The sequence below is a fragment of the Lentzea sp. NPDC036949 genome, from assembly GCF_055608075.1.
The window spans coordinates 575,539-589,940 of sequence record NZ_JBVJRA010000002.1 but is presented as its reverse complement, the minus strand read 5'-3'; the positions used below and the strand labels follow the sequence as shown (position 1 = coordinate 589,940).

General features: G+C 72.2%; 18 protein-coding genes. 7 read left to right on the top strand and 11 right to left on the bottom strand.

Annotated features, from left to right (window positions below; translation table 11 throughout):
• Window positions 1-416: 416 nt before the first annotated feature.
• Genes ACZ7CD_RS08540 through ACZ7CD_RS08520 form a run of 5 tightly spaced genes read right to left on the bottom strand, consistent with a single transcriptional unit; the run spans window position 417 to window position 3,294 of the window.
• Window positions 417-638, bottom strand: coding sequence for a hypothetical protein (locus tag ACZ7CD_RS08540; RefSeq protein WP_360394649.1), 222 nt, complete (start codon window positions 636-638; stop codon window positions 417-419).
• Window positions 635-1,141, bottom strand: a complete 507-nt coding sequence (locus ACZ7CD_RS08535) for a YflT domain-containing protein (protein WP_360394652.1) — start codon at window positions 1,139-1,141, stop codon at window positions 635-637. Before ACZ7CD_RS08535 ends, ACZ7CD_RS08540 begins: the two co-directional genes overlap by 4 nt.
• A 35-nt stretch (window positions 1,142-1,176) precedes the next feature.
• Window positions 1,177-1,956 (bottom strand): arylamine N-acetyltransferase family protein, encoded by a 780-nt coding sequence (locus ACZ7CD_RS08530; protein WP_458432288.1) that lies wholly within the window; start codon window positions 1,954-1,956, stop codon window positions 1,177-1,179.
• 45 nt (window positions 1,957-2,001) lie between these two features.
• Window positions 2,002-2,493: a GNAT family N-acetyltransferase gene (locus ACZ7CD_RS08525; protein ID WP_458432289.1), complete on the bottom strand. Its 492-nt coding sequence runs from the start codon at window positions 2,491-2,493 to the stop codon at window positions 2,002-2,004.
• Between the two features lie 30 nt (window positions 2,494-2,523).
• On the bottom strand, window positions 2,524-3,294 hold the full coding sequence (locus ACZ7CD_RS08520; RefSeq protein ID WP_470378644.1) for an SDR family NAD(P)-dependent oxidoreductase: 771 nt from the start codon (window positions 3,292-3,294) through the stop codon (window positions 2,524-2,526).
• Window positions 3,295-3,359: 65 nt separating this feature from the next.
• Between ACZ7CD_RS08520 and ACZ7CD_RS08515 the strand changes: the two genes are divergently transcribed.
• A complete protein-coding gene (locus ACZ7CD_RS08515; protein ID WP_470378727.1) occupies window positions 3,360-3,752 on the top strand; it encodes a MerR family transcriptional regulator in 393 nt (130 codons plus the stop codon).
• Window positions 3,753-3,855: 103 nt separating this feature from the next.
• Window positions 3,856-4,032: a hypothetical protein gene (locus tag ACZ7CD_RS08510; protein ID WP_360394664.1), complete on the top strand. Its 177-nt coding sequence runs from the start codon at window positions 3,856-3,858 to the stop codon at window positions 4,030-4,032.
• 209 nt (window positions 4,033-4,241) lie between these two features.
• Here ACZ7CD_RS08510 and ACZ7CD_RS08505 read toward each other — a convergent pair whose 3' ends face one another.
• Entirely contained in the window at window positions 4,242-4,469 is a 228-nt protein-coding gene (locus ACZ7CD_RS08505; protein WP_360394667.1) for a hypothetical protein, read from the bottom strand.
• Between the two features lie 62 nt (window positions 4,470-4,531).
• On the opposite strand from ACZ7CD_RS08505, the gene ACZ7CD_RS08500 reads away from it, so the two are divergent.
• Window positions 4,532-5,263 carry an SDR family oxidoreductase gene (locus ACZ7CD_RS08500; RefSeq protein WP_470378643.1) on the top strand — a complete coding sequence of 244 codons (732 nt, stop codon included), beginning with the start codon at window positions 4,532-4,534 and terminating at the stop codon, window positions 5,261-5,263.
• A 9-nt stretch (window positions 5,264-5,272) separates the two neighbouring features.
• Here the strand turns inward: ACZ7CD_RS08500 and ACZ7CD_RS08495 are convergent, their stop codons facing one another.
• Both ACZ7CD_RS08495 and ACZ7CD_RS08490 read right to left on the bottom strand, forming a co-directional pair.
• A complete protein-coding gene (locus ACZ7CD_RS08495; protein ID WP_470378642.1) occupies window positions 5,273-5,776 on the bottom strand; it encodes a DUF2087 domain-containing protein in 504 nt (167 codons plus the stop codon).
• 60 nt (window positions 5,777-5,836) lie between these two features.
• On the bottom strand, window positions 5,837-6,313 hold the full coding sequence (locus tag ACZ7CD_RS08490) for a hypothetical protein (protein ID WP_458432292.1): 477 nt from the start codon (window positions 6,311-6,313) through the stop codon (window positions 5,837-5,839).
• Between the two features lie 49 nt (window positions 6,314-6,362).
• On the opposite strand from ACZ7CD_RS08490, the gene ACZ7CD_RS08485 reads away from it, so the two are divergent.
• Window positions 6,363-7,352, top strand: coding sequence for a helix-turn-helix transcriptional regulator (locus ACZ7CD_RS08485; protein WP_470378641.1), 990 nt, complete (start codon window positions 6,363-6,365; stop codon window positions 7,350-7,352).
• On the opposite strand, the gene ACZ7CD_RS08480 is transcribed toward ACZ7CD_RS08485, so the two are convergent.
• Genes ACZ7CD_RS08480 through ACZ7CD_RS08470 form a run of 3 tightly spaced genes read right to left on the bottom strand, consistent with a single transcriptional unit; the run spans window position 7,288 to window position 11,209 of the window.
• The gene (locus ACZ7CD_RS08480; RefSeq protein WP_458432293.1) at window positions 7,288-8,133 is read right to left on the bottom strand and encodes a DUF3626 domain-containing protein; all 846 of its coding nucleotides are present in this window, start codon (window positions 8,131-8,133) and stop codon (window positions 7,288-7,290) included. The genes ACZ7CD_RS08485 and ACZ7CD_RS08480 overlap by 65 nt on opposite strands.
• Window positions 8,130-8,888, bottom strand: coding sequence for an SWIM zinc finger family protein (locus ACZ7CD_RS08475; protein ID WP_470378640.1), 759 nt, complete (start codon window positions 8,886-8,888; stop codon window positions 8,130-8,132). The genes ACZ7CD_RS08480 and ACZ7CD_RS08475 overlap by 4 nt, the downstream gene beginning before the upstream one ends.
• Entirely contained in the window at window positions 8,885-11,209 is a 2,325-nt protein-coding gene (locus ACZ7CD_RS08470) for a DEAD/DEAH box helicase (protein WP_470378639.1), read from the bottom strand. The genes ACZ7CD_RS08475 and ACZ7CD_RS08470 overlap by 4 nt, the downstream gene beginning before the upstream one ends.
• A gap of 41 nt (window positions 11,210-11,250) precedes the next feature.
• Here ACZ7CD_RS08470 and ACZ7CD_RS08465 point away from each other — a divergent pair, with 41 nt between their 5' ends.
• From ACZ7CD_RS08465 to ACZ7CD_RS08455, 3 genes are all read left to right on the top strand, one after another.
• Window positions 11,251-12,021 carry a TetR/AcrR family transcriptional regulator gene (locus ACZ7CD_RS08465; protein ID WP_470378638.1) on the top strand — a complete coding sequence of 257 codons (771 nt, stop codon included), beginning with the start codon at window positions 11,251-11,253 and terminating at the stop codon, window positions 12,019-12,021.
• 184 nt (window positions 12,022-12,205) lie between these two features.
• Window positions 12,206-13,444 carry a hypothetical protein gene (locus ACZ7CD_RS08460; RefSeq protein WP_470378637.1) on the top strand — a complete coding sequence of 413 codons (1,239 nt, stop codon included), beginning with the start codon at window positions 12,206-12,208 and terminating at the stop codon, window positions 13,442-13,444.
• Window positions 13,441-14,397, top strand: a complete 957-nt coding sequence (locus ACZ7CD_RS08455; protein ID WP_470369235.1) for a glutamate ABC transporter substrate-binding protein — start codon at window positions 13,441-13,443, stop codon at window positions 14,395-14,397. Before ACZ7CD_RS08460 ends, ACZ7CD_RS08455 begins: the two co-directional genes overlap by 4 nt.
• Window positions 14,398-14,402: the final 5 nt, after the last annotated feature.

Genomic DNA, 14,402 nt, shown 5'->3' with positions numbered 1-14,402 from the left:
CCTCTATCGAGTGGTTGACTAAACCTACAGTGCGCGCTACAAAAAATATGTACCTGCTAGCTCTTCATCGAGGAGTGGTACAAAGTGCTGACGACCGGTGAGAGGGCGTTCGCGGACCTGGTGTACGCCGACCCGGCGTGGGTGAGCGCCGAGTTCGAGGCGATCATCGACGCCAACTTCGGTACGACACCGAGACCGCGTCACCACCGCCCCGCGGCCGCCGTCGGGTTCGCGGAGCCCGCGGCACTGCGAGGGGTGTGGCGCACCGGGTCCGCGAGGTCGCGGCAGCGATCTCCCCCGGCCGGACGAGGCAGTCGCGTTCTCGTCCAGCCGACGCGGGAAGGAGCCCGGACACAGGGGAAGGGGCGGCAGACCCGGAGGTCTGCCGCCCCTTCCGCGTGGTGGGAGCTGGTCTTCTAGGCGGCGAGGTCGGCGCCCGCCGGTTCGAGCAGGAGCTGCGCCACGCCGAGCTGGCGGGCCGCGGCGCGCAGGTCCTTCACGACCTCGGCGACGTCGCGGCCGAGGTCGCGGTCGGCGCGTGCGGCCAGCTGGGCCGCTGCCGAGCTCAGCTCGGCGCTCCTGAGGCTGATCTCTTCCACCGCCGCGCGCAGTTCCCCGGCGGTCAGCGGGGCGCTCATCCGCGCCACGCCAGCTTCGTCAGCATGTCCTTGCCGCGTTCGGCGCTGCGCGGGTGGCTCAGCACGTCGTAGCGGCCCGCGACCAGCTGCGTGGTCGAGGCGAAGTCGCGCTTGCCGCGTGTGGCCGCGTAGCGCATGGCCGACGAGGCCAGACCGAAAGCCGTACCGACGAGCAGACCCGTGACGATCGGGGCGATGGCGCCGCCGGTCGAGAACAACCCGAGCAGCAGACCGACGAACAGACCGAACCAGGCACCGGACGCGGCGCCGGCGCCGAGCACGCGGCCCCAGGTCAGGCGCGCGGTGACGCGTTCGACGATCATCGGCTCGACACCGACGATGGTGACGTCGGCGACCGGGAAGTCGTTGTCCGCCAGGTGGTCGACGGCTCGCTGCGCCTCTTCGTAGGTGGCGTAGGACCCGATCGGCCAGCCGCTGGGCGGGGTGGGCAGTGCGTTGACGCCGGTCGTGGCTCCAGCGGTGAACGGAGTCGCGGTGGTCATGTGCAACACCTCCGATGTGCGATCCCCTACATCTATTAGTACGAATGTGCGGGCACGGGTGTTCCTGAAGTTGAGCCGATGTGACTCAGCTCCCTCTCGGTGAGCGCGATGTCCAGCGACTCCAGTGCCGCACCAAGGTCCTCGACCTCGACCCGCTCCGGTTCGGCGCCCGCGCGGTCGACGGTGAGCGTGCGGCCGACCAGCCGCCGGCTCAGACCGGGTTCCAGGCGCATCACGACGAGCTGACCGCTGAACGGCGACCTCGGGTGCGTGGCCACGTAGTAGTTGGCCGCCAGGTAGTCGACCGGCAGCTGCTCGACGTCGTCCTCGAACGCGTGCTGCAGCTCCCAGCCGTCCGCGGTCTGCTTCTCCAGCACCCAGCGGCGTTGCGCGCGCCGCAGCCGGTGCGGCCACCCCGCCTGGTCCACGACCGCGCCGTCGCGCAACGGCATCGGGTGCAGCATCCCCGCGCCGAACCCGACGTCGGCGAGCTGACCGTCCACGATGGACATCATGTGCGTGCGCGGGCCGGTCCTCACCCGGCTCATCCGCCGCTGCACCGTGTGCCCGAGGCGTTCCAGCACCGCCGTGAACAGCAGCTGGTGCTCGAAGCAGTACCCGCCGCGGCGGCGGTGGACGAGCTTGTCCTGGATGTCGGCCATGTCCAGCGACGGCACGAGACCCAGCATCACGTCGATGTTCTCGAACGGAATGGCGCGCACGTGCGCCTCATGCAGCTCCGCGAGCGAGCTCGACGCGGACGCTCCCGTGCGCTCCAAGTACGCGTCCACGTCGACGACGTCCGTCTCCCACATGCGTGACCCCCTTCGGCTGTGAACCCCTCGCCCACCCCAACTCGATCACGCCGACTCCCATTCCTGGCGGGTCAGCTCGTACTCGACGTCACCGTGCTCGGCGCCGGGCAGCGGCTCGTCCCACTGCGGGAACACCGTGCGCACGTACCGCAGCCCGCATTTCCGCATGACCCGCCGCGACCCGGCGTTGACCGCCATCGTGGTCGCGACGACCCGCTGCGCCCCGCGTGCGCGGAACGCGTGCTCGACCAGCGCCCCGGCCCCCTCGGTGGCGTACCCGCGGCCCCAGCAGTCGCGGCGCAGCCGGTAGCCCAGCTCGAACACACCGGCACCGGTGTCCCCGAGCTCGAACCAGCCCAGCCACCGCCCGGTGCGCCGCTCCACCGCCGCGTGGAAACCGCCGGCCAGGTAGTGCTCGACGGGCGCGGGGTCGAGGAACCGCATCACCTCGGGGTCGGCGTGCAGCCGCCGCAGGTCGTCCACGTCGGACTCGGTGAGCGGGCGCAGCGTCAGCCGTTCGGTCCGCAGGCGTTCCACACCGGCATCCTGTCCGGCCTGTCCACCGGATTACGGCTGGGTCGCGCGCAGGGCGAGTGCGGCGACCAGGCGCAGAGGTGTCCTGCGGAGCAGGAAGGCGGTGAGCTTGTTGAGGTGCCCGTCGACCACGGCCGGCCCGCGGCGCTCCAGTGCGGCCAGCGCGGTGCGGGCGACCTGGGCGGGATCGCGCTTCCCGCGGCCGGGCCGGGCGTTCATCGCCGTCCGCGTCGGTCCCGGGCTCACCGCGACCACGCGGACGCCGCTGGAGCGCGTCTCGGCCCACAACGCCTGCGTGAAGGACAGGACGTAGGCCTTCGACGCCGCGTAGGCGGCGAGCACGGGCGCCGGGGTGTAGGCCCCGGTGCTCGCGATGTTGACGACCGATCCGCGGCCCCGCCGGACCATCCCGGCGACCACGAGCGCGGTCAGCTCGGTCAGGGCACCGGCGTTGAGGTCCACCAGCCGGCGCAGGGCGGCGGGGTCGCTGTCGGCCACCGGCGCACGTGAGCTGGTGCCGGCGTTGTTGACCAGCATCTCCACCTCGACACCCGCCTCCCGCACGACCTCCAGCAGGCGGTGGGGAGCGCCGGGCTCGTCGAGGTCGAGCGGCACGCACCGCACGACGACACCGTGCCGCTCGCGCAGTCCGGCGGCGGTCTTCTCCAGCCGGTCGGGATCGCGGGCCACCAACACCAGGTTCGCCCCGTGGCCCGCGAGCGCGTCCGCGATGGCCTCGCCGATGCCGCTCGACCCGCCGGTGACCAGGGCGTGGCGGCCCTTCATCTCGGATGCCGTTGTCATGGCGGCTAACCTAAACATTGACGTCAACGTGAAGGTCAAGCCGACGGCCGGGAAGGCGGGACGTGATGCGCATCGGAGAGCTCAGCCGGGCGACCGGCGCGAGCACGCGGGCTCTGCGCTACTACGAGGAGCAGGGACTCATCCGCAGCGAGCGCCTGCCCAACGGGTACCGCGACTACGGGCCCGAGGCGGTCGGCGTGGTGGAGTTCGTCCAGGACCTGCTCGCCGCCGGGCTGTCCTCCAGGGTGCTGCGCGACGTCGTGCCCTGCGTGGGCGGCGGCCACGAGAGCACCGCGTGCTCCGACCTGCTCACCATGGTCCAGCAGGTCCGCGACGACCTGCTGGACCAGGAGCGGCGCATCCGCGCCCGCCGGCAGGCGCTGGAGCAGTACCTCACCGGCCGGCGCAGCCCGCGCGGCAGCACCGGTCTGACCGGTGTGCCCGGGACTTCGGCCTGACCGTCTCCGGTGCCCCCGGCGTCCGATGTGGTGGCCGTGACCGGGGTCACGGCAGGCCTGCCCTCGTGCGGGGCGCAGGAGGGCGCGATGGCAAGATCCTCGCGTGCCGATCGATCAACAGTCCGGCAGTGCAGAGCCGGCGACCGAGGTGTTCGCGAAGATCACGTCAGAGGAACCGAAGGCGGCACCCGCGCCGGCGCCCGTGCGCCGACGCAGGTCGCTGTCGCGGCGGCTCGCCCGCCGCATCCTCGGCCCTACTCTGATGACCAGGAAGGACTGAGCTCACTACCGGTCGGGGACCTGGCCGAGCCCGCCGCACGCGCGGCAGGCGGTCCGGTCCTCGTTGAGCCCAGATCCATGGCAACGGCTGCACTCCTTCACAGGACGACAGTGTCCGCTTCTACTCCGAGTGGCCGCAGCCGCCGAAAAAGGGACCCCTTGGCAATAATGGGTGAACCCCATCGTTCACGCTCGGTGACGACCCGGTGATCAGGCCGGGGTGGACGGTCCCGCCGGGATCTCGTTGGCACGTGCGACGTTCCCTGCGACGATGCCGCTGCGCTCGGCCGCCGGGACCCGCCACCAGCCCGAGCAGCCGCGCGGGCACGGGTGTGACATCTCCTGCACGACAAGGCCTTCGTCACCGAACACCGGCTGTTGCCACGACATGGTCCCCGACCCCGCGCACAGCAGGCAGGTGTCCTCTTCATGTTCCACCAGTGGTGATTACTCCACACTCGACACCGCGGGCAATCGCTGGATCGAGGGGAGAAGCGGGCATGGCGGTAGCGGTCGTGACGGGAGCGGGTTCGGGTGTGGGGCGTGCGGCGGCGCGCACCCTGCTGGCCGCGGGGTTCCGGGTGGCGCTGGCCGGTCGGCGCGCGGACGCGTTGCGCGAGACCGCCGAGGGCTTCCCGGACACCGCGCTTGTGGTACCGGCCGACGTGTCGCGTGAGGACTCGGTGAGCGCTCTCTTCCAGGCGGTGGTGGACTCCTGGGGCCGGGTGGACGTGCTGTTCAACAACGCCGGCACCACCGTGCCGGCCACACCGGTCGAGGACTTCGGCCTCAGCGCGTGGGAGGAGGTCGTCGGGGTGAACCTGACGGGCGCGTTCCTGTGCGCACGGGAGGCGTTCCGGGTGATGAAGACCCACGGCGGCGGGCGGATCATCAACAACGGCTCGATCTCGGCGTCGGTGCCGCGCCCGCACGCGGTGGCCTACAACGCGACCAAGCACGCGATGACCGGGCTGACCAAGTCGTTGTCGCTGGAGGGCCGCGCGCACAACATCGCCTGCGGGCAGATCGACATCGGCAACGCGGCCACCCCGATGACCGAGCGGATGGGCCGGGGCGTGCTGCAGGCCGGCCTCGAGACGCGGCCGGAGCCGACGTTCGACGTGCGGCACGTGGCCGACGCGGTGCTCTACCAGGCGCGGTTGCCGCTGGAGGCCAACGTGCAGTTCATGACCGTGATGGCCACGGCCATGCCCTACATCGGCCGGGGTTAGACCGCGGCATCAGATCGGCAGGGGCTGGGCCTGGTACATGCCGCCGCCGCGTTCGAGCAGGCCGTGGTCGACGAGGTAGCGGCGGAGGGTGACGTGGTCGACCTCTCCCCCGTCGCACCACGCCCGCAGCCGTTCGTTGACCTGCTTCTCGTCGTAGTACTCGCGGGCGGTGAAGGCGCGTGCGGCGACGTGTTCGAGGATCTTGCGGCGGCGTTCGGCCGCCACCGGGAGCGAGATCAGCTTGTCGCCGCGCACGAACGGCGCGAGCCCGTCGGCGGGCATCGCCTGGGTGAGCGTGGCGGCGAGCGGCTTGAGGTCGGCCGGGCGGGCCGGTTCTCCCTCGACCAGCCCGGCCTCGCGCAGCTTGAGCAGTGCGACGCCCGCGTCCTTGACCTTGAGCCCGGACGCGGCGGCGACGTCGGCCAGCGTTCCCGCGCCGAGGACGACGGCGGCGAACGCCCGCAGCCTCGACGGTTCGGCCAGTGCGCGCACGACGTTCTCGGGGGTGGTCATGTCTGCGAACCTAACCACCCCGTCCAGCCGTTTACCGGGACGGCGCCCCCGTCCAGTCGCTCATCGGCCGACCGGTCCCCGCGCCAGGCTGTCGGCGAGGTAGGCGGTGAGGTCCGGCTCGTCGGTGTCGAGCACGTGCCGCACCCAGGCCCTGCGTTCGTGTTCGAGCGGCGGCAGCTCCCAGACGCAGCCGATGAGGTCCTTGGGGATGACGCTGAAGCGGGTGAGGTCGGGGTCGGTGGAGCCGAGGAACGGCTGGTCGCCGGAGACGGCGGTGCGGCAGTGCAGGACGTTGTCCCAGACCCAGTTGTAGGCGTTGAGGTACATGCCCGCGGCGCTGCGGTGCAGCACGGTGACCGTGGCGGGCGGGGTGGGGTCGGCGAAGTCCGGGTAGATCGTCGGCAGGAAGTCGTACGCGGCGGCGCGGACGTCGTCGGTGATCTCCAGTCCGGGGGTGACCACCTCGTACCGCTTCACGTGTCTGCCCGCGACCACCAGGGGTTCGCGCACCGTCAGGTTCTTCTCGTAGAACGCCATGCGTCGAACGTATGAGCCCACTGCTGACACCTTGTGGCAGTGTATTTCTGTGCGTGCGAGCCGGTTGGTGTCGTTGCTGCTGTTGTTGCAGGCGAAGGGGCGGATGACCGCGCAGGCGCTGGCCGACGAGCTGGAGGTGTCGGTCCGCACGATCTACCGCGACGTGGAGTCGCTGCACGCCGCCGGGGTGCCGCTCTACGGCGACGCGGGCCCGGCGGGCGGCTACCAACTGCTGGAGGGTTACCGCACCCGGTTGACGGGCCTGACCGAGCAGGAGGCGGAGTCGCTGTTCCTGGCCGGGTTGCCGGGTCCGGCGGCGGAGCTGGGTCTGGGGGCGGCGGTGTCGGCGGCGCAGCTGAAGCTGATGGCGGCGTTGCCCTCGCCGATGCGCGACCGGGCGGCACGGATGGCCACGCGGTTCCACCTCGACGCCCCTGCCTGGTACTACGACCCGGAGCGGTCGCCGTTCCTGGAGCTGGTCGCCGACGCGGTGTGGCACGCGCGGCTGCTGGAGGTCTCCTACCGGCGCTGGCAGGCTCCGGAGGAGGTGACGCGGGTGCTGCGCCCGCTCGGCCTGGTGCTGAAGGCGGGCCGCTGGTACCTGGTGGCGCTGGGGTCCTCGCGCATCTCGACCTACCGGGTGGCGCAGATCCAGGCCGTGCGGGCGCTGGAGGGGACGTTCGAACGCCCGGCGGGTTTCGACCTGGCGGCGCACTGGGCGGCGTCGCTGGAGGACTTCCAGGCACGCCAGCACACGGGGTCGGCGGTGCTGCGGTTGTCGCCGCGCGGCTGGGAGTCGTTCGCCGTGCACGTGCTGCCGGTGGTGGCGCGGGCGGCGGAGGACTCGGCGGTGCCCGACGGCGGGTGGACGCGGGTGACGATCCCGATCGAGTCGGTCTCGCACGCGACGGGGATGCTGCTGCGGCTGGGCGCGGAGGTGGAGGTGCTGGAGCCGGCGGAGCTGCGCGAGCGGGTCACGGCGGTGGTGCGGGACCTCGCAGCGCTGTATGCGCCAGGTGGTGCCACAGGTGTTTCCTGACCTGCGGGTCGGCGTCGGCCTGCGCGAGGACCCACGGGTCGATGACGCCGTCGACGGCGATGCGCAGTCCCAGCTCCACCGACTCGGGCGTGCGGAAGCCGGGGTCGAGGTCCGTTGTGGACATCCGGAACCCGCTGTGCCACTCGACGCGGGTGTCCAAGGCGTGCGCGGCGTCCTCTACCTCGGTGCCGCGGAAGGACGGGTCGAGCACGACCGCCTCGACGTCGGCGAGGGTGACCGGGCCGTGGACGTGGGCCTCGACGTAGTCGTCGAGCAGGTCGCGGTGGCCGGTGAGGGCGATCAGCGGCATGTGCCGCGCGGTGCCGAAGTCGACGGGTTCGAAGACGCTGTCGGGGTAGCAGAACGTGCTGCGGTCGAGGGTGTTCTCGGTGAGCCGCAGGTGCGCCGAGCCGAACCGCGGTGCGCCGCCGAACTCGCTGCGGCGGTGGTTGAGCGCCCCGTACTTGGGGCGCGCGGCGGGTGGGGCGTGGTCGTAGGCGCCGCCGAACAGGCGGCTCTCCCACTGCCAGCGGGCTCCGCCGGGGTGGGCGGTGAGGCCGCCGTTGCCGGTGCCGGTCTCGAACTGGGACCGGTAGACGCCGTCGCGGGCGAGGGCGGCCAGCACCCCGTGGCCGGGGTGGAAGTTGAGCGTGATGCGCAGGTCGCGCGGCACCGGCGGCCCGGTGAGGCCGCGGAAGTTGTCGGTGCCGGCTGCGACCAGTTCGGGGTCGGAGTCGCGGTACAGCCGGCCGGTCATCATCTTCTGCTTCTCGGTGATCACCCTTCGAGGGTGCCCGACCGCAGCAGTGCGCGGGCGCGGGCGGCGGCGATCTCCATCAGTGCCACGAGATCCTCGGCGGCGAAGCCCGGTGGCGCCTCGACCGCGAGCACCACAGGTGTGGTGGCCGGGACGCCCGGTCGTGCGGGCAGCTGACCTGCGGCGACGTCGGAAACCACCACAGGTGTTCTGGTGCCGACGGGTCCGGCGATGCGGGAACGCAGTGCGTCGAGCAGTTCCTGTTCGGGTTTGCCCTTGAGCAGCAGCAGGACGAACGGGTCGGCGTCGAGCAGCCAGCCGACCTGGAAGGCCAGTGCGGCGGCGTGGCGGCAGGGCAACTCCCAGCCGGGGCAGTCGCAGTCGGGGTCGAGGTCGCCGATGCCGGGCAGCAGGTCCACGCCGACGTCGGCGGCGGAGGCGACCAGGGTGCGGGGCATGTCGTTGTCGAGCAGGGCGGCGATGTGACCGGACTGCTCGGCGACGCGGTCGAGGAACCGTCCCCAGTGGAGCTCGGTGAGCTCCGGGACGTGCACGGTGGTGCTGTAGACGGTGTCGTCGTCGTGGACCTGGGCGTGCAGGCGGCCGGGGCTGACGGTGATGGGGCCGACGACGCCGGCGTGGGCGTAGCGGCGGCCCATGCGGATCACGGCGGTGTCGAGAGCGGTGTCCTCCAGTGCCTTCACCCACGTCTTTCCCCACCAGGTGGTGGCGACGCGGCGCTTGGTCTTCGGGAACGCGGCGAACCCGCGGGCGGTCATCGGGTGCTCCTCAGTTCGACGAGCTCGGCGAGTTCGGCGTCGGTCAGTTCGGTGAAGGCGGACTCCCCCGCGGTGAGCACGGCGTCGGCCAGGGAGCGCTTCCGCGCCAGCAGTGCGGCGATGCGTTCCTCGACGGTGCCCTCGGTGACGAGCTTGTGGACCTGCACGGGCCGGGTCTGGCCGATGCGGTGGGCGCGGTCGGTGGCCTGGTCCTCGACGGCGGGGTTCCACCAGCGGTCGAAGTGGATCACGTGGTCGGCGCGGGTGAGGTTGAGCCCGGTGCCGGCGGCTTTGAGCGACAGCAGGAACACCGGGGCGCGACCGGCCTGGAAGTCCTCGACCATCTGCTCGCGCCGGGCGACGGGCGTGCCGCCGTGCAGGAACAGGGTGGGGGCGGTGATGTGCTGTTCGAGCAGGCGGGCCATGGCGGTGTACTGGGTGAAGACCAGCACGGAGCCGTCCTCGGCGAGGATCGTGGCGAGCAGCTCGTCGAGCAGCTCCAGCTTGCCGGAGCTGCCCCGCAGCGTGTCGTGGCCCAGGTACTGCGAGGGGTGGTTGCAGATCTGCTTGAGGCCGGTGAGCAGTGTGAGCACCAGGCCGCGGCGGGCCATGCCGTCGGCGGTGGCGATCCGGTCGAGGGTCTCGCGGGTCAGCGCCTCGTAGAGGGCGGCCTGCTCGGTGGTGAGCGAGACGGGCAGGTCGGTCTCGGTCTTGGCGGGCAGCTCGGGTGCGACGCCGGGGTCGGACTTGCGGCGGCGCAGCAGGAACGGCCGCACGACGCGGGCGAGCGTGTCGTCGGGCTCCGGCCAGCGGGCGCGGAACGCGCGGTGCGTGCCGAGCAGGCCCGGTGTCGTCCAGTCCAGGATGGACCACAGCTCCGACAGCGAGTTCTCCACCGGTGTGCCCGACAGCGCGACCCGCGCCGCCGACGGGATGGCGCGCAACGCCGTGGCGGTGCCGGAGTGCGGGTTCTTGACGTGCTGGGCCTCGTCGGCCACGACCATGCCCCACGTGTGCTCGCGCAGGACCTCGGCGTCCAGGCGCATGGTGCCGTAGGTGGTGAGGACGACGCCGCGGCCGGGCAGCGTCCGGTGTGGACCGTGGTAGCGGGTGACCGGCACGCCGGGTGCGAAGCGGTGCAGCTCGCGTTCCCAGTTGCCCAGCAGTGAGGCGGGGCAGACGACGAGCGTCGGTGCGTCGAGGTCTTTGTGCAGGTGCAGGGCGATGAGCGTGATGGTCTTGCCCAGGCCCATGTCGTCGGCCAGGCAGGCACCCAGGCCGAGGGAGGTCAGGTGCGCCAGCCACCGCAGGCCGTGCAGCTGGTAGTCGCGCAGGGTGGCGCGCAATGCCGCGGGCTGGGCGATCTCGGGGATCTGCGTGACGGTGCGGGCCAGGTCGTGCGGGGCGACCTCGACGTGTTCGCCGTCGATGACCGCGACCCCGGTGAGGGCGGCGGTGACGGCCTGGACCGCGGGGATCGGCGCGAGCCGTGCGCGGGCCTTCTTCGCGAGTGCGGGGTCGAGCAGCACCCACTGGTCGCGCAGCCGCACGACGGGGCGGCTGGCCTCGGCGATGAGGTCCATCTCGGCGGCGGTGAGCGGGTCGCCGCCCAGGGCGAGCTGCCAGTCGAACGTGAGCAGCTCCCCGGCCGTGAACTGCCCGCTCGCCTGGCCGATGACCGCCCTCGCGGCCAGGGTGGTGTTGAGCTCTCTGGGCCAGTGGACCTCGATGTCGCTGCCCAGCAGCGAGCCGACCTCGTCGTCGGTGAGGTCGAGGTGGTGCGGGGAAGCCTGGTCGAGCAGCCGGTGCAGCGGTGTCCAGCTCGACCGCCGGATCGCCTTGATGGCGTCGAGCTCGCGCCCGGAGCCGGCGACGTCACGGGGGTGGGCGTCGGTGACGGCGCGGACCTGCAGCGTCGCCCGGAAGTCCAGGTCCAGCCGCAGCGACAGGGTGATCTGCTCGTCGGCCCAGGCCTTGAGCTCGGGCACCGCGCACGGCTCGGCCGCCGCGAACGGCCCGTCGCCCCCGCGCGGCAGGGTGTCGGCGACCGCGTCCATGAACGCGCGCAGCTGGTCATAGGACCCGTGCGCGGCCAGCGCGCGCAGGTGCAGCTCGTCGGCGTGGTCGAGCGGCCCGATCCGCCACGTGTCGTGCCCGGAGGCGGTCACCCCGGGCACGATGCGGCCGCGGGCGACGAGGTGCAGCGCGGTGGCGGCGGCCACGGCCCAGTAGTCCTCACCGGCCAGCGCCGCGGGCAGGGCGTCGAGCAGGGGTTTTCCGTCGAGCTGACCGAGGCGGGGCGGATCGGCAGGGGCGAACATACTCTGTACCGTACAGCATACGGTACGGTAGTGTCGTCGTCGTGATCGAACACACGGGCAGCGGTGACCCGGCACGGACGCTGGCGTTGCTGTGGCGCACCCAGGAGCGGACCAGCCGCAAGGGCAAACCGGACCTGAGCGTGGACCGGATCGTGCGGGCCGGCATCGACCTCGCCGACACCGAGGGCCTGCGGGCGCTGTCGATGCGGCGGGTCGCCGAGGCGCTGGGCGTGGGCACGATGTCGCTCTACACCTACGTGCCCGGCAAGGGCGAGCTCATCGACGTCATGGTCGACACCGTGCAGCAGGAGACCGGCCGCATCCCGGCCGCGGGCTGGCGCGCGCACCTGGCATCCGTGGCGCGGGAGAACCTCGCCCTGCACCGGCGGCACCCGTGGCTGCTGCAGGTGGCGCCGTCGCGGACGGTGCTGGGCCCGCAGGTGGCGGCCAAGTACGACTTCGAGCTGCGCGGCCTGGAGGGCATCGGCCTGTCGGACGTGGAGATGGACTCGGTGCTGAACCTGGTGCTGGGTCACGTGCACAACTCGGCGCGCGGGCTGACGGCGGCGGCGCTGACGGAGAAGGAGACCGGTCTGACCGACCAGCAGTGGTGGGACGCGGCGGCACCGGTGCTGATGACGGTGTTCGACCCGGCCCGCTACCCGGTGGCGGCACGGGTGGGCGGCGCGGTGGGCGAGCAGCACCACAGCGCGTTCAGCCCGGAGCACTCGTTCGACTTCGGCCTGGAGATGATCCTCGACGGCGTGGAGCGGCTGGTCACCACCCGCCAGGCAGACACCGGTGGCCGCTGACGCAACCGCCGTACGGGTGGCGGAGCTGATTTGCGCGGTTACGGCCTGGTGACACCTCGCACGTCCGGTCGCGAATTCGCACGCGGTGGTGCCCGGATGCCTACAGTTACGCCACGCGGCGTGGTGACGATCACCGGATCAGCGACCGCGCACCGGGCAGGCACCGCTGCAGGGAGGGCAGATCGTGGTGATCGACGCGCACCCCCGGCAGGCGCTCGTGCGCCGGATCACCGGTCTGGCGCGGTCGACGCCGGGGCGGTTGAGCCTGATCATCCTGGTGCTGGCGCTGGCGAGCCTGGCCAGCGGCACCCTGACCACCTACGGCGTAGTCCGGCAGTCGCAGGCCCTCGACGACCTGTCGGCGCGGTCGGAGCCGCTCGCGCACGCCGCGCAGGAGGTGTACCGGTCGCTGCAGGACGCGGACGCGACGGCGGCGAGCGCGTTCCTGTCGGGCGGGCTCGAGCCGGTGCGGCTGCGGGAGCGCTACGAGAAGGACATCGCGCAGGCGCAGGCGGCGCTGTCGGTGGCGACGGCCTCCTCCCCCGAGCTGACGGCGACGCTGTCGGCACAGCTGCCGGTCTACACCGGGCTGATCGAGACCGCGCGCAGCAACAACCGGCAGGGCTACCCGGTGGGCGCGGCCTACCTGCGGCAGGCGTCGAACCTGATGCGCACCCAGCTGCTGCCCGCGGCGCAGCAGCTCTACGCCGCCGAGACCGGGCGGGTGACGCGGGCGCAGGACGAGGCGCGGTTCCCGGTGGCGGAGGTGGGGGTCGCGGTGCTGTTCGTGGTGGGGCTGCTGCTCACCCAGCGGTACCTGACCCGCAAGACCAACCGCGTGCTCAACATCGGGCTGCTCGTCGCGACCGGCGCGGCGGTGGTGTCACTGCTGTGGGTGACGACGGTGTCGTTGCTGGTCATGCGCGACGTCAGCGACAGCCGCACGGCCTCGCAGCAGGCCGACGTGCTCGCCCAGGCGCGGATCGCGACGCTGACCGCCCGCGGCGACGAGACGCTCACGCTGGTGGCGCGCGGCGCCGGGCAGACCTACGAGAAGAGCTTCGTGGACACCTCCGCGCGCCTCAAGGGGCTGCTGGAGCAGGCACGCCCCGGTGGCGGTGAGCCGGTGCAGCAGGCCGGGCGGGCGTTCGAGCAGTGGCAGCAGGTGCACCAGCGGATCCGGGAGGCCGACGACGCCGGGCAGTACACCGAGGCGGTCAAGCAGATCAGCCTGCCCTACTTCGACTCGCTGGACCTCGCCCTGGTGCAGGCGATCGGTCAGGCGCGGCAGGACTTCAGCGACGAGGTCGCGGTGGCGCGCTCGACGCTGGCGGGCACGGTGGTGGGGGTGCTGGTGCTGTCGCTGATCAGCGCGGCCGGGTCGACGACGGGACTGTGGCAGCGGCTCAAGGAGTACCGATGAGGCGGCTCGTGCTCGCGGCGGTGCTGCTGGCGGGGGCCTGCACGGGCGGCCCCGTCCCCAGCGAGGTGGTGCCCGAGGAGGTGCCGGCACCGCTGCCGGCGGGGGCGAGCACGGTGACGGGCGCCCCGACGTCCTCCCCCGGTCCGGCGCCGCAGTGCGACGCGACGGCGAGCCTGCGCCCGGGACCGCTGCCGCCCGCGGGGCAGATGCCGCAGGGCTCGGCGATGGACCGCATCCTCCAGCGCGGCCGGTTGATCGCCGGGGTGGACCAGAACTCGTACCTGATGGGGTTCCGCAACTCCTTCACCGGCGAGATCGAGGGCTTCGACGTCGACGTGGCGCGCCAGATCGCGCGGGCGATCTTCGGCGACCCGGCGAAGGTCCAGTTCAAGGTGGTCACGGCAGCGGAACGGATCGGGGTGCTGCAACGCGGCGAGGTCGACGTCGTGGCCAGGACGATGACGATCACCTGCGAGCGGCTGCGCGACGTGGACTTCTCGGCCGTGTACTACCAGGCGGGCCAGCGGGTGCTGGTGCGGCGCAACTCGGGCATCTCCGGTGTCGGCGCCCTGAGCGACAAGCGGGTGTGCGTGGCCACGGGCTCGACCTCGCTGGGCAACGTCGCGGGCAGGGCGCGCACGCTGGTGTCGGTGCCGAACTGGACGGACTGCCTGGTGATGCTGCAGCAGGGGCAGGTGGAGGCGATCTCCACCGACGACACGATCCTGGCCGGCCTGGCCGCGCAGGACCCCTACACCGAGGTGGTGGGGGCGCGGTTCACCGAGGAGCCGTACGGGGTGGGGGTGCCCAAGGGGCAGGAGGACCTGGTGCGGTTCGTCAACGGCGTGCTGGAGCGGATGCGTTCCGACGGCACGTGGGCGCAGACCTACCGGCGGTGGCTGGGCACGCTGGGCCCGGCCCCGCAGCCGCCGGTCGCGCGGTATCGGGACTGAGGAGG